The 18,630-nt window shown below is 69.0% G+C and carries 25 protein-coding genes; 15 read left to right on the forward strand and 10 right to left on the reverse strand.

Annotation, left to right across the window (positions count from 1 at the left end):
* The first annotated feature begins 387 nt into the window (after positions 1-387).
* Positions 388-969 (forward strand): ATP-binding transcription factor AbmR, encoded by a 582-nt coding sequence (gene abmR, locus NV348_RS14610; protein WP_447147442.1) that lies wholly within the window; start codon positions 388-390, stop codon positions 967-969.
* A 15-nt stretch (positions 970-984) separates the two neighbouring features.
* Positions 985-1,443, forward strand: a complete 459-nt coding sequence (aroQ, locus tag NV348_RS14615; protein WP_447147443.1) for a type II 3-dehydroquinate dehydratase — start codon at positions 985-987, stop codon at positions 1,441-1,443.
* A gap of 90 nt (positions 1,444-1,533) precedes the next feature.
* Here aroQ and NV348_RS14620 read toward each other — a convergent pair whose 3' ends face one another.
* A complete protein-coding gene (locus NV348_RS14620) occupies positions 1,534-1,980 on the reverse strand; it encodes a nitroreductase family deazaflavin-dependent oxidoreductase (RefSeq protein ID WP_447151039.1) in 447 nt (148 codons plus the stop codon).
* A 180-nt stretch (positions 1,981-2,160) separates the two neighbouring features.
* Between NV348_RS14620 and NV348_RS14625 the strand changes: the two genes are divergently transcribed.
* From NV348_RS14625 to NV348_RS14635, 3 genes are read left to right on the forward strand one after another with little or no spacing between them, the layout of a single operon-like run.
* A complete protein-coding gene (locus tag NV348_RS14625; protein ID WP_447147444.1) occupies positions 2,161-3,090 on the forward strand; it encodes an ABC transporter ATP-binding protein in 930 nt (309 codons plus the stop codon).
* Positions 3,087-3,929 carry an ABC transporter permease gene (locus tag NV348_RS14630; protein ID WP_447147445.1) on the forward strand — a complete coding sequence of 281 codons (843 nt, stop codon included), beginning with the start codon at positions 3,087-3,089 and terminating at the stop codon, positions 3,927-3,929. Before NV348_RS14625 ends, NV348_RS14630 begins: the two co-directional genes overlap by 4 nt.
* Positions 3,919-4,155 (forward strand): helix-turn-helix transcriptional regulator, encoded by a 237-nt coding sequence (locus tag NV348_RS14635; RefSeq protein WP_232995771.1) that lies wholly within the window; start codon positions 3,919-3,921, stop codon positions 4,153-4,155. Before NV348_RS14630 ends, NV348_RS14635 begins: the two co-directional genes overlap by 11 nt.
* 53 nt (positions 4,156-4,208) lie before the next feature.
* Here NV348_RS14635 and NV348_RS14640 read toward each other — a convergent pair whose 3' ends face one another.
* Complete coding sequence (locus tag NV348_RS14640) at positions 4,209-5,135, reverse strand: NAD(P)-dependent oxidoreductase (RefSeq protein WP_447147446.1); 927 nt, start codon at positions 5,133-5,135, stop codon at positions 4,209-4,211.
* A 94-nt stretch (positions 5,136-5,229) separates the two neighbouring features.
* Between NV348_RS14640 and NV348_RS14645 the strand changes: the two genes are divergently transcribed.
* Positions 5,230-5,610 carry a winged helix-turn-helix transcriptional regulator gene (locus NV348_RS14645; protein WP_447147447.1) on the forward strand — a complete coding sequence of 127 codons (381 nt, stop codon included), beginning with the start codon at positions 5,230-5,232 and terminating at the stop codon, positions 5,608-5,610.
* Here NV348_RS14645 and NV348_RS14650 read toward each other — a convergent pair.
* The gene (locus NV348_RS14650; RefSeq protein ID WP_447147448.1) at positions 5,591-6,745 is read right to left on the reverse strand and encodes a glycerate kinase; all 1,155 of its coding nucleotides are present in this window, start codon (positions 6,743-6,745) and stop codon (positions 5,591-5,593) included. The genes NV348_RS14645 and NV348_RS14650 overlap by 20 nt on opposite strands.
* Before the next feature lie 157 nt (positions 6,746-6,902).
* On the opposite strand from NV348_RS14650, the gene NV348_RS14655 reads away from it, so the two are divergent.
* A complete protein-coding gene (locus tag NV348_RS14655; RefSeq protein ID WP_447147449.1) occupies positions 6,903-7,214 on the forward strand; it encodes a GNAT family N-acetyltransferase in 312 nt (103 codons plus the stop codon).
* Here the strand turns inward: NV348_RS14655 and NV348_RS14660 are convergent.
* Complete coding sequence (locus tag NV348_RS14660; RefSeq protein WP_447147450.1) at positions 7,208-7,969, reverse strand: lysophospholipid acyltransferase family protein; 762 nt, start codon at positions 7,967-7,969, stop codon at positions 7,208-7,210. The two genes, NV348_RS14655 and NV348_RS14660, sit on opposite strands and share 7 nt — an antisense overlap.
* A 106-nt stretch (positions 7,970-8,075) precedes the next feature.
* Between NV348_RS14660 and NV348_RS14665 the strand changes: the two genes are divergently transcribed.
* The 3 genes from NV348_RS14665 (at position 8,076) to NV348_RS14675 (ending at position 9,987) form a co-directional block, all read left to right on the forward strand.
* Positions 8,076-8,714, forward strand: a complete 639-nt coding sequence (locus NV348_RS14665) for a YqgE/AlgH family protein (RefSeq protein ID WP_447147451.1) — start codon at positions 8,076-8,078, stop codon at positions 8,712-8,714.
* A gap of 68 nt (positions 8,715-8,782) precedes the next feature.
* Positions 8,783-9,292, forward strand: coding sequence for a sigma-70 family RNA polymerase sigma factor (locus tag NV348_RS14670; RefSeq protein WP_218718536.1), 510 nt, complete (start codon positions 8,783-8,785; stop codon positions 9,290-9,292).
* Entirely contained in the window at positions 9,289-9,987 is a 699-nt protein-coding gene (locus NV348_RS14675; protein ID WP_447147452.1) for an anti-sigma factor family protein, read from the forward strand. Before NV348_RS14670 ends, NV348_RS14675 begins: the two co-directional genes overlap by 4 nt.
* 57 nt (positions 9,988-10,044) lie before the next feature.
* Here NV348_RS14675 and NV348_RS14680 read toward each other — a convergent pair whose 3' ends face one another.
* The 3 genes from NV348_RS14680 to NV348_RS14690 all read right to left on the reverse strand — a co-directional run bounded on the left by NV348_RS14680 (position 10,045) and on the right by NV348_RS14690 (position 12,427).
* Positions 10,045-10,824 (reverse strand): ABC transporter permease, encoded by a 780-nt coding sequence (locus NV348_RS14680; protein ID WP_447147453.1) that lies wholly within the window; start codon positions 10,822-10,824, stop codon positions 10,045-10,047.
* Positions 10,821-11,780, reverse strand: a complete 960-nt coding sequence (locus NV348_RS14685; protein ID WP_447147454.1) for an ATP-binding cassette domain-containing protein — start codon at positions 11,778-11,780, stop codon at positions 10,821-10,823. Before NV348_RS14685 ends, NV348_RS14680 begins: the two co-directional genes overlap by 4 nt.
* A gap of 119 nt (positions 11,781-11,899) precedes the next feature.
* Positions 11,900-12,427: an EXLDI protein gene (locus tag NV348_RS14690; RefSeq protein ID WP_447147455.1), complete on the reverse strand. Its 528-nt coding sequence runs from the start codon at positions 12,425-12,427 to the stop codon at positions 11,900-11,902.
* 176 nt (positions 12,428-12,603) lie between these two features.
* On the opposite strand from NV348_RS14690, the gene NV348_RS14695 reads away from it, so the two are divergent.
* From NV348_RS14695 to NV348_RS14715, 5 genes are read left to right on the forward strand one after another with little or no spacing between them, the layout of a single operon-like run.
* Positions 12,604-14,277, forward strand: a complete 1,674-nt coding sequence (locus NV348_RS14695) for a thiamine pyrophosphate-binding protein (protein ID WP_447147456.1) — start codon at positions 12,604-12,606, stop codon at positions 14,275-14,277.
* On the forward strand, positions 14,274-14,933 hold the full coding sequence (locus tag NV348_RS14700) for a DUF8713 domain-containing protein (RefSeq protein WP_447147457.1): 660 nt from the start codon (positions 14,274-14,276) through the stop codon (positions 14,931-14,933). Before NV348_RS14695 ends, NV348_RS14700 begins: the two co-directional genes overlap by 4 nt.
* 2 nt (positions 14,934-14,935) lie before the next feature.
* Entirely contained in the window at positions 14,936-15,949 is a 1,014-nt protein-coding gene (locus tag NV348_RS14705) for a 3-oxoacyl-ACP synthase III family protein (RefSeq protein WP_447147458.1), read from the forward strand.
* A complete protein-coding gene (locus NV348_RS14710; RefSeq protein WP_447147459.1) occupies positions 15,946-16,974 on the forward strand; it encodes a pyridoxal phosphate-dependent aminotransferase in 1,029 nt (342 codons plus the stop codon). Before NV348_RS14705 ends, NV348_RS14710 begins: the two co-directional genes overlap by 4 nt.
* A gap of 27 nt (positions 16,975-17,001) precedes the next feature.
* Positions 17,002-17,385 (forward strand): cupin domain-containing protein, encoded by a 384-nt coding sequence (locus NV348_RS14715; RefSeq protein ID WP_447147460.1) that lies wholly within the window; start codon positions 17,002-17,004, stop codon positions 17,383-17,385.
* Between the two features lie 3 nt (positions 17,386-17,388).
* Here NV348_RS14715 and NV348_RS14720 read toward each other — a convergent pair whose 3' ends face one another.
* The 3 genes from NV348_RS14720 to NV348_RS14730 all read right to left on the reverse strand — a co-directional run bounded on the left by NV348_RS14720 (position 17,389) and on the right by NV348_RS14730 (position 18,611).
* Positions 17,389-17,718 (reverse strand): hypothetical protein, encoded by a 330-nt coding sequence (locus tag NV348_RS14720; protein WP_447147461.1) that lies wholly within the window; start codon positions 17,716-17,718, stop codon positions 17,389-17,391.
* A 101-nt stretch (positions 17,719-17,819) separates the two neighbouring features.
* Complete coding sequence (locus NV348_RS14725; RefSeq protein ID WP_447147462.1) at positions 17,820-18,116, reverse strand: hypothetical protein; 297 nt, start codon at positions 18,114-18,116, stop codon at positions 17,820-17,822.
* 87 nt (positions 18,117-18,203) lie between these two features.
* Positions 18,204-18,611, reverse strand: coding sequence for an SdpI family protein (locus NV348_RS14730; protein WP_447147463.1), 408 nt, complete (start codon positions 18,609-18,611; stop codon positions 18,204-18,206).
* Positions 18,612-18,630 lie beyond the last annotated feature (19 nt).

Genomic DNA, 18,630 nt, shown 5'->3' on the forward strand with positions numbered 1-18,630 from the left:
CTTCACTCTTGCCACTCCGGTAACAAATCCACCGTACCGGAAGTTGACCCGTCTCCGATGCCCCGGCAATACGGGACGCTACCCGACCTCAGCACCTCGATTGTGCCCGAAATCCCACCCCGATGAGGGCCTGATTTCGAACCTCGCCCAGCCAGTGGCAACAACTGGCGCGCTTACCGTACCGGGCGGCGCGCCGAGTCGCGCGGATCTCGCATTGTCCGGCGATTCAACGCGAGGGTACCCAGACCCACCGACGCTCAACCCCGCGTCACCGCGGGGCGCCAACCGGGAACATCCCCGTTCACGCAGAGCATAAACCGCGGCGCATATATCGGCGTAATCTTGTAATCAACGCAACGTGCGCAACAGAGATAGCAGGTGATTTCCATGCGGAACGCCCATCGCGAACGCGGATTCGGCCGGCCGGGCGGCTGGCAGCAAGCAGACCTCCCCGATCCGGCCGACGCCGCCGACTGGTTCGCCGGACGATTGCCCGCCGACTGGTTCACCGGCCCGCCCGAGATCAATATCGACCGCGACGAGATCGTGGTCGTCGGCGAACTCCCGGTGCCACAGCCCAAGTCGGCCGACAGCGACGCCCCGCCGGTCTCGGCGGCGACGAAAGAGGGAGCGCTGGCTCGCTTCCGCGAGTCCACCCGCCCGGCCAGGATGCAGATCGCCGACGAGGCGCAGCGGCGGTACGGCCGCAGCGTCGCCTGGGGCGTGCGAGTCGATGGTGAGCGAATCCTGTTCACCCACCTCGCGGTTCCGGTGATGACCCGGCTGCGTCAGCCCGAACGCCAGGTGCTCGACACCCTGATCGACGCAGGCGTGGCCCGCTCTCGCGCCGACGCGCTGGCCTGGACGGTGAAACTGGCGGGCAAGCACGCCGAGTCCTGGCTCGCCGAACTCCGCGAGGCCATGCGCAAAGTCGACGACCTGCGCTCGGAGGGCCCGACCGGCCTGTGAATTAAGGTGGCCTGCATGGCAGACACCGTGCAGGCCACCGGCCCGATCCTCGTGCTCAACGGGCCGAATCTGAACATGCTCGGCACCCGCCAGCCGGAGATCTACGGCGCCGACACCCTCGACGACGTCGTCGCGCTGTGCGAGCGCACGGCCGCCCGGTTCGGGCGCGAGATCGTGGCGTTCCAGTCCAATCACGAAGGCGCGCTGATCGACCGGATCCATCAGGCTCGGGGCGAGGTGTCGGGCATCGTGATCAATCCCGGCGGCCTGACCCATACTTCTGTCGCGCTGCGCGATGCCCTGGTGATTCCCGAGGTGCCGATCGTCGAGGTGCACATCAGCAATGTGCACGCCCGCGAGGAGTTCCGGCACCACTCCTTCGTATCCCCGATCGCGACCGCGGTCGTCGCGGGCCTCGGCATCCAGGGCTACGCCGCGGCGATCGAGTACTTGTCCGCCTCCCCGCGTATCTAGGCCGGACTCAGGCGCGCCAGATCCAGGGACGCGGGTTCGATACCGGGCAGGTCAGCCCGTGCCCGAGAAGTTACCCATGTGCGTGCCTGATCAGGCGAGACGAAATACCGGGAAACCAGGGGCGATGGCGGCGAGCTGTTCGTCCGTCGCGTTCTTGTCGACTCCTTCGAAGAACTTGCCGACCTCCCAGCCCCACTTCTCCAGGTAGAGGCGCAGCAGCGGGACCTTGTCGGCGTCGGCGATCTCGGTGGCCGTGAACTGTTCGACCTTGCGGCCCAGCCGCAGTTCGCCGTCGCCCGCGACGCGCAGGTTGCGCACCCACTGGGTGTGCCCGCGCGGGGCGACCAGGTAGCGCGCGCCGTCGGCGGCGGTCATCACGTTGACCATGGTGGTGCGCCATTCGCCGCTCTTGCGACCGCGCACCGCCAGCAGACGCGAGCCCATGATGCTGATCCCCAGCTTGGGCAGCAGGTTGGCGATCTTGTTCATGATCGGGTCGAAGCCGGTGGGGCCGAGGTAGCGGGTCGCGTTGTCCATCTTGATCACTCCTGAACTGTGAGCACTGCTCTCTGTTGAGTACAACTATGCGCGCCCGGCGGCGGCATGTCAAGAGCAGTGCTCTCACTTCCCGAAATGTCCAATTCAGCCGAAGCATTGCCGCGATGGAATGTAGTACGTATGCTACATCTCATCGAAGGTCGATGACTGGGAGGACTCATGGCTTCGAGTAACGACGTTGTTCTCGACGTACAGCAACTACGGATGCGCTACGACGACACCGATGTCCTGCACGATGTGACATTTCAGGCCTCGCGCGGCGAGGTGCTCGTCATGCTCGGGCCCAACGGCGCGGGCAAAACCACCACGATCGAGATCCTCGAGGGGTTTCGCAGGAGGTCGGCCGGCCGGGTCGACGTGCTGGGGACCGATCCCGAACACGGTGACGAACAGTGGCGCGCGCGGATCGGCGTCGTGCTGCAATCCTGGCGTGATCACGCCAAATGGCGGGTGCGCGAACTGCTGCAGCATCTCGGCTCGTACTACGTTCCCTATGCCACCCAGCGCACCCCACGGCCGTGGGACACCGATCAGCTCATCGAGCTGGTCGGCCTGACCGACCACGCCGACGCCAAGATCGCCACACTCTCCGGCGGCCAGCGCCGCAGGCTGGACGTGGCGATCGGCATCGTCGGCAAGCCCGACCTGCTGTTCATGGACGAACCCACGGCCGGCTTCGATCCGGCCGCGCGGCGCGACTTCCACGATCTGGTGCACCGGCTGGCCGATCTGGAGGACACCACGGTGCTGCTCACCACGCACGATCTGGACGAGGCGGAGAAGCTCGCCGATCGGCTGCTGATCCTGGCCGGTGGCCGGATCATCGCCGACGGCTCGCCCGACGAGCTGTCCCGCTCGGTCGCGGGCGAGGCCCAGGTGAGCTGGACCGTGGACGGTCAGCGATTCGTGCACACCACCACCGAGTCGACCAAGTACGTGCACGAGCTGTTCAAGCAGCACGGCGAGGCCATCGGCGATCTCGAGGTCCGTCGCGCCTCGCTGGAGGACACCTATATGACCCTGGTCCGCCGCGCCGAATCCGGCGCCGCGGGCGCACCCGTTCACACTCTCGCGGAGGTCACCCGATGAGCGTCACCGCCATCCGCGCCGGACTCGCCCGCGGCGGGATCGAGTTGCGCCAGCTCTACACCAACGCCCCCGATCTGATCGGGCAGTTCCTCACCCCCGCGCTCTCGCTCGCGGTGCTGTTCCTGCTGCGGAACCGGATGTACGGCGAGAGCGGACTGTCGGTCGCCGAGCTGGCCGTGCCCGGTCTGATCGGCGCCATCATCGCGTTCAACGGCCTGTACGCGGTCCTCAATGTGCTGGTCCTGGACCGCGAGGACGGCACGCTGTTGCGATCCAAGGCCGTGCCCAAAGGGCTGACCGGCTACTTCACCGGCAAGATCGTGGCGGGCGCGGGCTCGGTGCTCGCGCAGGTCGTTATCGTGCTCGGTGTGGGCATGGTGATCATCGGCGGTTCCTCGCTGACCGACGCGAGCGCGATCGCGACATTCGCCGGGGTGCTGGCGCTCGGTCTGCTGGCCGTGCTGCCCTGGGGCACGATCCTGGGCAGCCTGCTCGACAGCCGCTCGTCGTTCCTGCTGACGATTCCGCTGATGGGCTTGGTCGCCATCTCCGGCATCTTCTACCCGATCACCGCGCTGCCCGGCTGGCTGCAGGCGGTCGGTCAGGCGTTCCCGATGTACTGGCTGGGTCTGGGTATGCGCTCGGCGCTGTTGCCGGCCGACGCGGTCGCCGTCGAACTCGACCAGTCCTGGCGGCACCTGGAAACCGTCGCGGTACTCGGCCTCTGGACGGTCGCCGGGCTGGTGATCGCGCCGATCGTCCTGCGGCGCATGGCAGCACACGAATCCGGCTCCGCGATGGCCGCGCGCAGGGACAAGGCGATGCAGCGTGCCTTCTGAGGTCATCTACAACCGCATCGCGATGCTGCGCGCCGAGCGCGGCATCTCGCGGCGGGACCTGGCCGAGGCGCTGGGCGTGCACTACCAGACCGTCGGTTACCTCGAACGGGGTGAATACAGCCCCAGCCTGCATCTCGCCCTGCGGATCGCGGCCTACTTCGAGGTGGCAGTGGAGGTGGTGTTCGCCACCGAGCCGTTCCCCCGGCTCGGCGCCGAGACCGCGTGACCACCGGAACCGTCCGGCACCCTCGGGTACCGGACGGTTCCGGCGCGTCCGGCTCAGGCCGCGCCGCGGATCAGCTCGAAGGTCGACACCGGCTTGCCCGCCGCCTCGCTGGCCTCGACCGCCTTGCGCCAGTACGACTGCGCCAGGTGCGAGAAGCCCGCGTCGACGCCGACCTCCTCGCTGGCGTCGATGATGTGCTGCGCGCCGGCCACCATCATCTTCAGCGAGGCCAGGTCGGCCCAGCCGCCGTTCTGGTTGGCCACCGAGAACTCCGTCATGAAGTACGGGAAGGCCTCGCTGGAACGGACCGCGAACGGCACGAACTGGGCGATGTCGTGGCCGGACTTCGCGATCACCGCGGTCGCCTGGTCGAAGGCCAGCAGCCAGGGATGGAAGATGACCAGCAACGCCTGGTAGAAGACCTGGGCGAGGCCGTCGTCGGCGCCGAGGTACTCCTGCGGGCTGAGCGGGCGTAGCAGCTCGGCGTGCGCGTCGAACACCTCCTTCGGACCGCTGTAGAAGATGTAGGACGCGGGGTGCTCGATATTGTCGCCCGCCGACATCACCCCGCCGGAGAGGAACTGCGCGCCACGCTCACGCACCCAGGCGGCGCCGGCCCGGGCTTTCTCCGGCGAATCCGAGGACAGGTTGGCGATCACCTTGCCCGCCAAGGCTTCCGGCGCCTGGCCGAGCACGTCGTACATGGCGGCATAGTGGGTCAGGCTCAGCACCGACACCTCGTTGGCGGCCAGTGCCTCGGCGACGGTGGCGGCGCGTTTCGCACCGAGCTCGACCATCGCGTCGACCTTCTCGGCGCTGCGGTTCCACACGGTGACCTCGACGCCCGCTGCCAGGAAGGCGCGGACCATGGCCTGCCCCATCGGGCCGAGGCCGAGCACGGACACGGAGCGGGTGGACTGTTCGGACATCTGATGCCCCTTCGATTCTCGATTGTTCGATGGTTCGGCGCCGGAATCCATGGTGGTCGGCGCGGGTATCGTCGGGAAGACCGAACGTCGGGGTGTGGTTGCTTACCCCGAGGTCCGAAATACGGTCGGAAGGGGTGCACCAACGATGAGTAGTGACGCAGATCACGACGTGTGCGGCATGAGCTTGGCGATCGACGTCGTCGGCGGGAAGTGGAAGCTGCACCTGATGTGGGTGCTCGGCGCGGGCCCGCAGCGGTTCGGGCAGATCCGGCGGCTGCTCGACGGGGTGAGCGAGAAGGTGCTCACCGAGAACCTACGCCAGCTGGAGGCCGCGGGCGTGGTGCACCGGGAGATCTACCCCGAGATCCCGCCGCGCGTCGAATACACGCTGACCCCGCTCGGCGACACCCTGCGACTCGCGCTGGAGCCGCTGGAAGCCTGGGGCGACACCCACCGCGCCCAGCTCGCCGCGAACGCCCGTCCGGGCGCGCCCGTCGCTACCGTCGCTACCGCCGTCGCGCTGTAGCCGGTCGCAGCAGGCGGTCGACCGCGATCCGTTCACCGACGCGTTCGAGCAGCGCGGCCGCGTCGGCGATCGAGCGCGCCGGATCGGGTTGGAGGTCGGCGAGCGCGTAGCACCCGGCGAAGCCGGCGGCCCGGATCTCCCCTGGCGACAACATGGTTCGGCCCACCGCGGCGACCACCGGCACCCCGGCCGCCTTGGCCGCGGCGGCCACCCCGACCGGCGCCTTGCCGTGCATGCTCTGGTGATCCAGTGACCCCTCGCCGGTGACGACCAGGTTCGCCCCGGCCACCAGCGCCGGGAATTCCAGCAGCTCGAGCAGCACATCGATGCCGGGGCGGACCCGCGCGCCGAGCACGGCCAGCGCACCGAACCCGGTACCACCCGCCGCGCCCGCGCCACCGATCTCGGCGTAGCCGGTTCCGAGGACGGCGGCCCAATTGGTCAGCGCCGCTTCGAGATCCACCATTCTGCCGGCGTTCGCGCCCTTCTGCGGCGCGTACACCGCCACCGCGCCCGCCGGACCGAGCAGCGGATTGTCCACATCGCAGGCGAGCGTGAACCGCGCCTGCGCGATCGCCGGATGCAGTGCCGCCCGATCGACCGACACCACCCCGCTCAGCAGCGTGACCACATCGAATCCGGCTGCGTCGCTCCGCAATTCGCGGCCGTCACGGTCGAGCAAGCGCAGGCCGAGCGCCTGCAGGAAGCCCGCGCCGCCGTCGGTGGACGCGCTGCCGCCGAGCCCGAGGACGATCTCGCGGGCGCCGTGGTCGAGCGCGTGCGCGACCACCACCCCGAGGCCGAAGGTATTCGCCCGGATCGGCTCCAATCGGCCGCCGGGGAGTTTGACCAGGCCGACCGCGGCGGCCAGCTCGACCACCGCGGTGTCGCCGTGCACGGCGTAGACCGCGGTCGACGGTTCCCCGGTCGGGCCCGGTGCCGGGACCACGATCCGCTGCCAGCCCGCGGCGGCGAACGCGTCGACCATGCCGTCGCCGCCGTCGGCGACCGGCACGCAGCGCACGTCGACGGACGGCGCGGCCCGGCGGATCCCGGCCGCCAGCGCGGTGGCGACCTCGGGCGCGGTGAGGGAACCCTTGAACTTGTCGGGAGCGAGCACCACACGTGCGGTCATGCCGTCTCCTCCTGGGATGCTCGGGCGCCCTCCGTGGTTACGCGAGCTACCGCCTGCGGGCGCTGACCGATCATCCCGACATTGTCCAGGCTCGGGCCGGAACCCGCCATACGCGGACCCCGCCGTCGAATGCCGCCGACCGGGGTAGTTTCGACGCATGGCGACCGAGGTCCGCAACAACGCCGCGCTCGAGCGGTTCGAACTCACCGCCGACGGGGTCCCCGCCGGCTATATCGAGTACCAGGACACCGGGGCCGAACGCGCCCTCGTGCACACCGAGATCCATCCCCGATTCGAGGGCCAGGGACTGGCCAACGTGCTCACCCAGGCCGCGCTGGACGCCAGCCGCGCCGAAGGTTTCAGCGTGCTGCCGCTGTGTCCGGTGGTCCTGCATTTCGTCAAGACCCACCCGGCCTACATCTCGCTGGTGCCGCAGCGGGCGCGGGAGCTGTTCGGGCTGCCTCAGTAGCTCGCGACGGCGGCGTCGAGGGCCAGCTGCAGTTCGTCCTTGACCAGGCGGGCGATGTCGGCGGGCCGCTGCGGGAGTTCCAGCACCGGCTCCCGGAAGTAGAACCGGGCGGCGACGACCTCGGCGGCGGTCGGCTCGACCTTCGGGTCGGGTCGCGGACCGTAGCTCATCGCCAGGGCGACCAGCGCGGGCGGCGCGTCCAGCTTGGCCGCGCGGAACGCGATATGACCGATCCCGCTGCCGACGGACTGCACCGTCGCCGGATCGACGTCGTTGCAGGTGCCCTCGGGGAAGATCGCCAGGTGGTCGCCGGCGGCCAGACGCTGCGCGCAGACGTCCATCATGCGCTGACCCGCGGCGTTGACGGCTCTGATGCCGTGGTCCTTGCCGCGGAACACCGGGATGCCGCCCATCATGTCGACCTTGCGGCGCTGCTCGGCATCGGCGAACAGTTCGTCCTTGGCCAGCACCCGCACCCGGCCGATCTTGCGGCGCAGCGGGGAGCGCCACGCCGTCGCGGCGACGGTGTACGGGTCGCTGGTGGAGAGGTGATTGATCGCGAAGATCACCGGGCGCCCGCTGCGCACCAGTGCCGTCAGCTGCTGCTTCGCGCCGTCGGCGAACGCCACCCGCGGGCGGAAGCGCCGGGCCAGCACGGCATAGGACGCCAGCGCCTGCCAGCGATTCTGCTGATGTCGCTGGTAGTAGTCGTACACGGCGTCACTGTTTTCGAGAACGACCTCGGGCGAGTGCATGCCGCGACCCTACCGGGCGCGCCCACAGCCGGTCGGGCAAGAAAATTTCCGGTGCGCGACGCTCCGCGGGGAGCGCGCGACACCCGTCCAATGCGATGATGGCTCGGTGGCACGCGGAGACGACCCGGACGAGCGCCGGACTCGCGACGGGCACGGCGATGACCGGCGGCGCGGGCAACCCGCGGTGGGCGTCCGCGCGGGCAATCTGCTGGTGTCGGCGATCGACCTGGTGGAACCGACTTTCCGGCGGACCGTGGTGTACGTCATCGAGCACAACGACGCGGGCAGTCTCGGCGTGGTGCTGAACCGGCCGAGCGAGACCCCGGTGCGCGATGTCCTGCCCGCCTGGGCCGACCTGGCCGCCCAGCCGACCGACCTGTACATCGGCGGTCCGGTCAAACGCGACGCGGCCCTGTGCCTGGGCACCCTGCGCACCGGCGCCGACATCTCCGAGGTGCGCGGCCTGCGCCGGGTCGACGGCCGGGTGGTGCTGGTCGATCTGGACGCCGATCCCGCCGAGATCGGCCCGCTGGTCGAGGGCATCCGGATCTTCGCCGGGTACGCGGGCTGGTCGATGGGCCAGCTCGACGGCGAACTCGACAACGACGACTGGATCGTGGTCTCGGCGCTGCCGTCGGATCCCCTCGCCACCGACCGGCACGACCTGTGGGCGAGCGTGCTGCGCCGCCAGCCGCTGCCCCTGGCCTTGCTCGCGACGCACCCGATTGAACTCGAACGCAACTGATCCCGTTACTCCATCGACAGACCAGGAGTGACACCATGAATATCGACGAGCAGTGACCCGGACCGCCGATGGACGACGGTCGCGACGAACTGATGCGCGCGCTCTACGCCGAGCACGCTCCCGCGCTGTGGCGCTTCACCCTCGGCCTGGTGCGCGATCCCGGCCGGGCCGAGGACATCGTGCAGGAGACCTTGCTGCGGGCCTGGCAGCGGCCCGCGGTGCTGGAGCAGACCGAGACCTCACCGCGCGCGTGGTTGTTCACCGTGGCCCGTAATCTTGCCGTCGACGAACACCGCAGCGCGCGACACCGCCGGGAGTTCGGCACCGACACACCGCCGGAACAGGTGAGTCCCGACCAGTCCGACCGGGCGCTGGACGGCTGGCTCGTCGCCGACGCGCTCAGCACGCTGAGCCAGGATCATCGCGAGGTGATCGTGCGGGCCTACTACCGCGGCCTCGGCATGCAGCAGATCGCCGACGAGCTGGGTATTCCGCCAGGCACGGTGAAGTCGCGGCTGCACTACGGCATGCGCGCCATGCGACTGGCATTACAGGAGATGGGGGTGACGAACCGATGACCGATCTCTTCGACGAGTACAGCACCTGGGACGCCGCCTACGTGCTCGGCTCCCTGGGCGCCGACGAGCGCCGCGAGTACGAGACGCACCTGCACGACTGCCCGCACTGCACCGAAGCGGTCGCCGACCTGGCCGGCATGCCGGGAATGCTCGCGCTGGTCGATCGCGACACCGCCCTGTCGATGATCGAAGCCACCGAACCGGCGACCGCCCACGCCCCGGATCTGATCCCCTCGCTGGCCGCCGCGGCCGAGAAACGGCGACGGCGCGGTCGCTGGCTCGGGATCGGCAGCGCGGTCGTGGCCGCCGCGGCCGCCGTGGCGATCGCCGTCCCGGTGACGGTCACCGTCGCCCGCTCGGACGTACCGGCCGAACAGGTCGTCGCCGCCCAGCAGATGCGGGCGGTGGAGCAGACGCCGGTCAGCGCCGAGGTGAAATTGGTGCGCGACGGCGACCGCACCCGCCTGGTGATGACCTGCCGCTATGCCCCCAGCAGCTACGGCTCCGGCTACAGCTGGACCTACGGCCTGATCGTCACCGCGGGCGACCAGCGCTTCGAGCTCGACCAGTGGCCCGCGGGCCCCGGCACCGAACTCACCGTCGACCGCACCATCGACGCGCCGCCCGAGTCGATCAGCAAGGTCGAGATCACCTCGGTCAGCTCGGGCCGCACGATCCTGGAAGCCCAGATCTGAGCACAGCGAACGGTCCCGGAGAGCTGAGTCTCTCCGGGACCGTTCAGCTCGTGCTGCTCAGCTCTGCTTGCTGAAGATGGACTTCGACCAGAGGAAGCCGCCGCCGGCGATCACCGCGCACCAGCCCAGCGAGACCCAGCCGTTGACGCCGATCTCGGTGCCCATCAGCAGGCCGCGCAGGGTCTCGGTGATGGGGGTGAAGGGCTGGTACTCGGCGAACTGACGCAGGCCGACCGGCATAGTGTCGGTGGCGACCAGGCCGCTACCGAGAAACGGCAGCATCACGATCGGAAACGGTGCGTTGCTGGCGCTTTCGGGGTTGGGCGAGAGCAGACCGAGAGCGATGGCGAGCCAGTTGAACGCGAAGGTCACCAGGGTGAGCAGACCGAATACGGCCACCCACTCGACGAGGTCGGCGTTCGGCCGGAAGCCGATCAGCAGCGCGACGGCGGTCATCACGGCCATGCCACCCAGCGCCTGGAGGAGCGAGCCGAGCACGTGCCCGCTGAGCATCGAGGGCTGCGAGATCGCCATCACCCGAAAGCGATTCATGATGCCCTTGCTCTTGTCGGTGGCGATCGAGACGGCCACCGACACGGTCATGTACGCGGGCAGCAACAGCAGCATGCCCGGCGCCAGGTAGTCGATGTACTCGCCGCCGGAGGACTTCTCCAGCGCCCCACCGAAGACGTAGTTGAACACCAGCAGCAGCACGGTCGGCATGATCAGGATGCCGAAGACCATGCTCGGGTAGCGCTTGGCGTGGATGATGTTGCGCCGCAACATGGTCATGGTGTCGGCGAAGGCGTGCTTGTTCGCGACGGTGTTGGTGCTCATGCCAGGGACTCCTGCTCGGTGGTGGCGCGGCCGGTAAGGGTGAGGAAGACGTCGTCGAGGTTGGGGGTGTGCACGGAAATGCCGCCCGCTTCGATGTTCTCGGCATCGAGTTGGTCGAGCACCGTGCGCAGGGAGCGCACGCCGCCGTCGCTGGGGACGGCGAGAGTGAGGCCGTCGCCGGCGTCGAGCACCCGCGCGGACGGGCCGAGCGCGTACTGTGCGGCGGCCAGCGCGCGCTGATCGGCGAAGTCGATGCGGATGTGCCCGCCGGGGATCAGCCGCTTCAGTTCGGCCGCGGTGCCCTCGGCGACGATGCGGCCTTGGTCGAGCACCGCGATCCGGTCGGCGAGCCGATCGGCTTCCTCGAGATACTGGGTGGTGAGGAAGACGGTGACGCCGAGGTCGTCGACCAGGCCCCGGATGATGTCCCAGATGGCGCGGCGGCTGCGCGGATCGAGACCGGTGGTCGGCTCGTCGAGGAAGATCACCCGCGGATTGCCGACCAGCGTCATGGCCAGGTCGAGCCTGCGGGTCATGCCGCCGGAGTAGGTGCCGGCCGGCTTGTCGGCCGCCTCGACCAGGTCGAAGCGTTCCAGCAGCTCGGTGGCCAGGCTGCGGGTGTCACGGCGGGGCAGATGGTTGAGATCGCCCATCATGTGCAGGTTCTCGCGGCCGGTGAGCAGTTCGTCGACGGCCGCGAACTGCCCGGTGACGCCGATCAGCTCGCGGACGCCGTCGCGGTCGGTCACCACGTCGTGGCCGCCGACGGAGATCTCGCCGCCGTCGGCGCTGATGAGTGTGGTGAGGATCTGCACCGTGGTGGTCTTGCCCGCGCCGTTGGGGCCGAGCAGGGAGAAGATCGTGCCCTCGGCGACGGCGAGGTCGATGCCGTCGAGGACCGTGTGCTCGCCGTAGGCCTTGCGCAGGCCCCGTGCCGTGATGGCCGAGTTGACCATGGTCGTCCCTTTCCAGAGAATTTCATTCATTACTGCGAATAAGTGCATGAGTCATCGACACAGCCCCCAGGGGCTGCGGTAGCTGGTGTGCGTGTGTGGTTGTGTCCGGCGGCCGGGACCTAGATGTCGAGTTCCTCGATCTGCGGGTGGGCGTGGATGTCCTCGACCTTGCGGTAGAGCTTGTCGGGGATGCGGCCCTTCAGGTCGGTCACGTCGTCGACGATCTCGTACTCGTAATCGCCCCAATCCCAGGGCCGGTCGCCGATGCCGAACATCCGGCGCCAGTACTTCCAGTCCTTCAGATCACCGGCCGCCTCGCCGGTGGGGTAGTCCTTCCACAGCGCCGTGTGCGTGTGCAGCACGAGCTTGCCCTTGCGACTGCGGTAGACCTGCTGGTGCAGTACCCGCTCGTCACCGACATCGCGCCATTCGCCCAGCAGGGAGCCCTGGAAGCGCACCTGCCGCACGCCGTCGCGACCCACCTGCAAGACGACCTCGTCGAAGCCGGCCTGGCGGCCTTCCTCCAGGTCGATGAATCGGCGCAGCGCGGCGACCACCGCGCCGGAGATGTTGCCGCCGACGAGCTCCTGCGCCCGCTGGAACAGAGGCAGATCATCGTCGGCTACGTAGATCGTCTTGTTGGGCATGCACTCACTATACGTAGATGTATACGTACACACAAGGGGTGGATCTCACCCACCCTGTGAACCGGGGTCACCGCCACGCCGTATTCCTCGTGTACGCGACGTTCCGTCCATCGGTACCCGCTGGTCAGACCAGGTGCCCGGGCGATGGACGCGGCACGCGAAGAAAAGGAGGGCCGATGCCGGACAGAGTGGTCGACTACCTCGTGGACGCGGTATCCGGACTGGGGGTCACGCATCTCTTCGGCGTCGACGGCGCCAATATCGAAGACCTCTACGACGCGATCTTCGACGCGGGCGGGCGCCCGGCGGGCATCGTCGCCAAGCACGAGTTCTCGGCGGCCACCATGGCCGACGGGTACGCGCGCAGCACCGGCGGACTCGGCGTCGTGGTCGCGACCTCCGGCGGCGGGGCGATGAACCTGGTCGCCGGGCTCGCCGAGTCCTTCGCGTCCCGGGTCCCCGTACTGGCGCTGATCGGGCAGCCGCCGACCGCGCTGGAAGGCCATGGGGCGTTTCAGGATTCGAGTGGACTGGCCGGATCGCTGGACGCCATCGCGCTCTTCTCGGCGGTGAGCCGGTATTGCGCGCGCGTCACCGATCCGGGCGAGCTGCCCGCGCAGTTCGCCGCGGCGGTCGCGGCCGCCGCGGGCGGCGGGCCTGCCGTGCTGCTCATCCCCAAAGATGTGCAGCAGCAGTCGATGCCGGAATCCGTCGCACCGCCGAGTGCGACCGGACCCGCCGAGGTTCCGGTACTCGACTCCCTCGTCACCGAGCTCGCCGCCGCCCGGCGCACCGGCAAGATCGTGATCATCGCGGGTGATCAGGTCGCCCGCGACGGTGCTCGCGCCCAGCTCGCCGAGCTGGTCACCGCGCTGGACGCCTCGATCGGCCTGGCGCCCGACGCCAAGGACGTCTATCCGAACGCCGGTCCCGGCTACTGCGGGGTCGCGGGCAGCATGGGCCACGCCGAACTCGCCGAAGCGCTGGCCGCGGCGAGCGCGTGCCTGCTGATCGGCACACGGCTGCCCGTCACCGCGAGCGCGGGCCTCGACGCGGCACTCGGCGAGGTCACCCTGCTCAGCATCGGCGCGCTGCCGCCCTATCCGGCCGCGCTGCACACCACCACCACCGACCTCGCCACGACCATCGGCGACCTGCTGACCCACATCGACGGCACCCCCATCCACGCCGATCCCCCGGTCGACCCGACCCCGATGACGGTGCCCGACGCCGCGGGTCCCGGCCTGCGCTACCGCACAGTCGTCGACGCGATTCAGCGCGCATTGCCCCTGGGCGCGGATATTTTCGCCGACGCGGGTAACACCGGCGCCAGCGTGGTGCATTACCTGAGGGTGCCCGAGAACGGACGATTCGTCGTCGCCCTCGGGATGGGCGGCATGGGCTACGCGTTCGGCGCGGGCATCGGTTCCGCCTTCGCCCGGCACGACGCCGCCGACGGTCCGCATCGCACGATCGTGATCGCCGGCGACGGTTCCTTCTACATGCACGGCATGGAACTGCACACCGCCGTGGAACACGACCTGCCGATCACCTTCGTGGTGTTCAACAACAACGCGCACGCCATGTGCGTCACCCGCGAACAGCTCTACTACCGAGATCGCTACAGCTTCAACCGTTTTCACCCCGCACACCTGGGAGCGGGCATCGCCGCCATGTTCCCCGGGCTACCCGCCCGCACCGTCGACGAACCCGGTGACCTCACCGTCGCACTGCGCGACAGTTTCACCGCCACCGGTCCCTCGTTCCTCGAAATCCTCTGCGACCCCGACGAAATCCCGCCCTTCCTGCCCTTCCTGTCGACTATCGACGCTTCGAGGAGTACCCCGTGACCACCAGCGCCCTGCCAGCACTCAGCGATATCCCCGACGAGGTGATCCCCGGCGTTCTGCGCATCGAGAATTCCGATCGGGAGGCGACGACCCCGATCATCATGGACATGCTGCGGTCGGTGTATCCACACGACCAGATCTACGGCGACTTCTGCCCCGTGCAGACCTATATCGCCGCACCGCCGCGCGAGGTCTTCGAATACCTCGCCGACACCCGCTCGCTGGAGGAATGGACCTACAGCCTGCGCGGCTTCACCGAGACCGACGAACCGGGCCTGTGGCTGTCGTACGACCGGCTCGGCGACGCGACCAAGTGTTTCACCAGGACCGTCACCCATGCCGACGCCATGACCGTGGACTACCACTGTGCCTGGGACCAGTCCGAACACCTGTGGATGATCTACCTGATGCGGGTCGTCGACGCCCAGGTGGTGCTCGACAAACCGGGGTCGGTGGTGCTGTGGGTCAACTGCAAACACCCCTTCTACGACGAGAACGGTTATCCGGAGACCGCGCCGCCCAAGCGGCCGGTGTGGGTCGGCGATTTCTGGGAGATGTTCTCCGCCGGCCACCAATTGGAGCTGGACAACCTCAAGGCCATCTGTGAATACCGCGCGGCTCACGGGCTGCCGATCAAGCCGGAGTGGATGCAGTGAACATGCCCAAAGTGAGTCTGGTCGACGTCGCGAGCTACCTGCCCGGCGATCCGGTCCCGACCGAATACTTCACCCAGTTCTCCCGCTCCGAGCGAATGGCCAAGAACGTGATGTTCCGGTCCCCGACCGGACGCCACCACATCAGCCGCGACGAAACCGCCGTCGACATGGCCGAAAAAGCCTTCGCGCCACTGCGGGAACGGCACGGCGATGGCCTGGCCGCCGAGATCGACATCATCCTCACCCACACCCAGCTGCCCGACAATCCGGTGCTGGGCGCCGGCCCCGAGCTGGCCCGACGGCTCGGCGCCAAGCCCTCGCACGTCCTGGACGTGCACAACGGCGGCTGCGCGGCCTTCGTGCACATGATGGCGCTGGCCCGCATGATCATGGCCACCAGCGACGCCAAGACCGCGCTGATCGTCGCCGCCCAGAACTGCGCGGGCCCGGTGTTCACCCAGCCCGATATCCGCAAGCTCGCGCAGGCGCCGGTGCCCGGCGACGGCTGCGGCATCGGATTGCTCCGCAAGGACGATTCGGCGCCGATCCTCGACATCGAATGCCGCACCTATCCCGAATTCGCCGGTGACATGGACTTCTCCACCAACGGTCCGCGCAAGTACTGGGAGCCGGGCGAGGGCCAGGGCTGCGTGAGCTTCACCGAATCGAAGATCACCAAGGTGTTCGCGCGCGGCAACCGGCTCGTCCCCGAGGTGGCGCTGGCCGTGTGCGATCACATCGGCGTGAAGGGCCGTGACATCGACACCTTCGTCACCAACCAGCCGAATCGACTGTTCCTGCGCAACTGGCACGACGCGCTGGAACTGCCCGCCGAACGGCATCCCGACACCTTCGACCAGTGCGGAAACCTGTTCGCCGCGGGCATTCCGGTGACGCTGGATAGGGAGAACCGGGCAGGCCGCCTGCGCAACGGCTCGGTGGTACTGATGTCGGCGTTCGCGCACGCCGGTGATTTCGCCGGCGCGGCCGCCGTGCGCTGGGGCGCGGCACGATGACCACTCGCCTCGCGGAACCGACGATCCCCTCCCGTCGGTTCCGCACCCCGGCCACGCCGATGCTGTTCGACCTCTCGCTCAGCGAAAACCCCTTTCCGCCACTGCCGTCGGTCGTCACCGCGGTGAACGACACTCTCGCCCAGGCGAATCGGTACCCCGAGTTCCTGCCCGAGCGGTTGCCGCGGATCATCGCCGAACGGTTCGGCGTCCGGCCCGAACAGGTGGTGGTCGGTTCCGGCGCCACCGGGGTCGCCCAGCAGGTGATGCGGGCGCTGCCCGGTGGCGAACTCGTCACCAGTACCCCCACTTTCGACGGCTACCCGATGCTGGCGGACATGAGCGGCATGACACTGGTGCCGGTGCCGCTCGATCCGGCGGGCGAGCAGGATCTGACCGCCCTGCGTCACGCGGTGAACCGGCACACCGCGCTGGTGGTGCTGTGCAGGCCGCACAATCCGACCGGAACGGTGCTCGACGCCGGGGCGGTGCGCTCGTTCCTGTCCGCCATCCCCCGGCGGGTACCGGTACTGCTGGACGAGGCCTACGTCGAATTCCTCGACCCGGCCGATCGCCTCGACCTGCACACCTTGCTGCACCGGTACCCGAATCTGCTGATCCTGCGCACCTTTTCGAAGGCGTACGGCTTGGCGGGCCTGCGCATCGGCTACTGCGTCGGCCGCGGCGACCTGATCGAACGCATCCGCCGCCAGCAGCTGCCCTTCGGCATCGGCACCGCCGCCGTGGCGGCGGTCCGCGCCGCCTATGCCGCCGACGACGAACTCCACGACCGCATCCACCGGATCAACCAGGAACGCGACGCCCTGCGAACCTCGCTGCGCGCCTGCGGGATCGACGCGTTTCGCAGTCACGCCAACTTCCTGTACCTGCCCGGTCCCGGGGTGGCCACCGCACTGCGCAAGGCCGGCATCAAAGCCAAGTCCTATCCGGATGGCAGTGCCCGGATAGCGGTGGGTGATCCACTCGCCGGCCGGGCTGTGCTCGCGGCCCTCGCCGGTCTGCGCTGACACCGGAGCGCATGGTTCGATAGCCGGATGACCTGGTGGCGACCCCGGCCGTTCCTCCCCAACCCGGCGCCCGCGGTCGGCACGGCCAGCCGAACCCTGCTCCGCCTGCGCACGGCGGGCCACGACATCGTGGTCCGCCGGACCCGCATCGCCCCCGGCGGCAGCAGTGGCTGGCACTACCACGACGGCACCCTGTTCGTGCTGGTCACCCGCGGCACTCTCGATCACCCCTACCTCGAACGCGGGCCTGCCCGCTACCGACGCCTGCGCCTGTTCCGCGAGCCGAGCGGCCCGCACAACGCCCACGTCGCCCGCAACCAGGGCGCCACCGAGGTCCGCATCCTCGTCCTCTACCTCAACCCGGCGGGAAGCCCCCTCGCCCACCAGATCACCCCACCCGAGCGGGACTGAAACTCAACTGCCGCCCCCGCAGCTGCTCGAACTGCCCCCACCGCAGCTGCTGGAACTACCGCTACTGCAACTGCTCCAGCTGCTCGACCCGGAGTCGCTGCCGCTGGACCAGCCGCTCGAGCCGGAGTCGGTCCAGGTGCTGCCGCCGGACCAGCCGCTGCCGCTGGATCGCCGTCGAGTCCTGGTGCGCACCTGCCTGGTTCGCCGCTGCCCGGGAGTTTCGGCCGCTGCCCGGACGATGGCCACGATGATCAGCACCGGCACCATCACGAAGACGGCGAGTCCGGTGATGACGATGACGCTCGCGAAGATCGTCACGATCAAGTCGCTCATGGAACCTCCCCTTTCGGCCTGGTCTATCGATGCCGAAGGTAGAACCGCGCCCTTGCAATCCCCTTGCGACCGAGCTGCACACCTGGTCGACGGGTCAGCGATCAGCCTCCGCCACCACCGCCACCACACCCACCGCCACCGCACCCGCCGCTGCCCCCACCATCGCCATGGTGCGAGTCACCGCCGCCGGCCATCCACCCGAAGCCGCCGGCGCCCGCCGCGCCGGACCCCGCGCCCCAGCGCCGTCCGGCCGTGGACGCCCCACGGGATGCACGCACCCAGGCGACAATGAGCAGCAGCACCGCGAGCACCATCAGCGCGATGCCGATGGCCGCCGAGACGGTGGTGGCGACGAGGCCGATCAAGGCCAACAGCAGAGCCGAAAAGACGAGCCGCATGGATTCCCCCCGAAATCGAGTCCTGCCTCCGTTGTACCGGAACGGCGGGACCCCGGCCAGGACGACGTCCCGGCAGCGCGGGACGGGTCAGTTGGCGGGGGCGCAGGTGTCGCGGAGGGAGCAGCCGCCGCAGGAGGAGCCGCAGCCGCCGACGGGGGCGGGCGGGAGGAGAGGTTCGACGGTGCGGGCGGCGGCGTTGGCGCCGGCGCCCAGGGTGAAGATGGCGATCACGGCGACCACGACGGCCACGCCCAGGCCGGCGAAACCACCCGCGACCAGGACGACCAGGCCACCGGCGAACAGCAGGGCGCCCGCGCCGACGGAGGTCGGGGCGGCGATGCGGTTGGCGAGGCGGAAGTTGTCGTCGCTGTGCAGGGCGGCCTCGGTGGTGACCCCGAGGAAGCGGTTGCGGGGCAGTTTGCCGATCAGTCCGAGCACGCCGGTCACGATGGCGACCGCGGCCAGCGCGAACAGCAGGAGAGCGACGACGACCATTCCTGCAGGCTAGCGCACC

This window comes from Nocardia fodinahabitans, assembly GCF_052983615.1.

Coding starts and splice junctions, on each gene's coding strand:
- abmR (WP_447147442.1), top strand. CDS start 388: ATGCGGAACGCCCATCGCGAACGCGGATTCGGCCGGCCGGGCGGCTGG.
- aroQ (WP_447147443.1), top strand. CDS start 985: ATGGCAGACACCGTGCAGGCCACCGGCCCGATCCTCGTGCTCAACGGG.
- NV348_RS14620 (WP_447151039.1), bottom strand. CDS start 1,980: ATGGACAACGCGACCCGCTACCTCGGCCCCACCGGCTTCGACCCGATC.
- NV348_RS14625 (WP_447147444.1), top strand. CDS start 2,161: ATGGCTTCGAGTAACGACGTTGTTCTCGACGTACAGCAACTACGGATG.
- NV348_RS14630 (WP_447147445.1), top strand. CDS start 3,087: ATGAGCGTCACCGCCATCCGCGCCGGACTCGCCCGCGGCGGGATCGAG.
- NV348_RS14640 (WP_447147446.1), bottom strand. CDS start 5,135: ATGGATTCCGGCGCCGAACCATCGAACAATCGAGAATCGAAGGGGCAT.
- NV348_RS14645 (WP_447147447.1), top strand. CDS start 5,230: ATGAGTAGTGACGCAGATCACGACGTGTGCGGCATGAGCTTGGCGATC.
- NV348_RS14650 (WP_447147448.1), bottom strand. CDS start 6,745: ATGACCGCACGTGTGGTGCTCGCTCCCGACAAGTTCAAGGGTTCCCTC.
- NV348_RS14655 (WP_447147449.1), top strand. CDS start 6,903: ATGGCGACCGAGGTCCGCAACAACGCCGCGCTCGAGCGGTTCGAACTC.
- NV348_RS14660 (WP_447147450.1), bottom strand. CDS start 7,969: ATGCACTCGCCCGAGGTCGTTCTCGAAAACAGTGACGCCGTGTACGAC.
- NV348_RS14670 (WP_218718536.1), top strand. CDS start 8,783: ATGGACGACGGTCGCGACGAACTGATGCGCGCGCTCTACGCCGAGCAC.
- NV348_RS14675 (WP_447147452.1), top strand. CDS start 9,289: ATGACCGATCTCTTCGACGAGTACAGCACCTGGGACGCCGCCTACGTG.
- NV348_RS14680 (WP_447147453.1), bottom strand. CDS start 10,824: ATGAGCACCAACACCGTCGCGAACAAGCACGCCTTCGCCGACACCATG.
- NV348_RS14685 (WP_447147454.1), bottom strand. CDS start 11,780: ATGGTCAACTCGGCCATCACGGCACGGGGCCTGCGCAAGGCCTACGGC.
- NV348_RS14690 (WP_447147455.1), bottom strand. CDS start 12,427: ATGCCCAACAAGACGATCTACGTAGCCGACGATGATCTGCCTCTGTTC.
- NV348_RS14695 (WP_447147456.1), top strand. CDS start 12,604: ATGCCGGACAGAGTGGTCGACTACCTCGTGGACGCGGTATCCGGACTG.
- NV348_RS14705 (WP_447147458.1), top strand. CDS start 14,936: ATGCCCAAAGTGAGTCTGGTCGACGTCGCGAGCTACCTGCCCGGCGAT.
- NV348_RS14710 (WP_447147459.1), top strand. CDS start 15,946: ATGACCACTCGCCTCGCGGAACCGACGATCCCCTCCCGTCGGTTCCGC.
- NV348_RS14715 (WP_447147460.1), top strand. CDS start 17,002: ATGACCTGGTGGCGACCCCGGCCGTTCCTCCCCAACCCGGCGCCCGCG.
- NV348_RS14720 (WP_447147461.1), bottom strand. CDS start 17,718: ATGAGCGACTTGATCGTGACGATCTTCGCGAGCGTCATCGTCATCACC.
- NV348_RS14725 (WP_447147462.1), bottom strand. CDS start 18,116: ATGCGGCTCGTCTTTTCGGCTCTGCTGTTGGCCTTGATCGGCCTCGTC.
- NV348_RS14730 (WP_447147463.1), bottom strand. CDS start 18,611: ATGGTCGTCGTCGCTCTCCTGCTGTTCGCGCTGGCCGCGGTCGCCATC.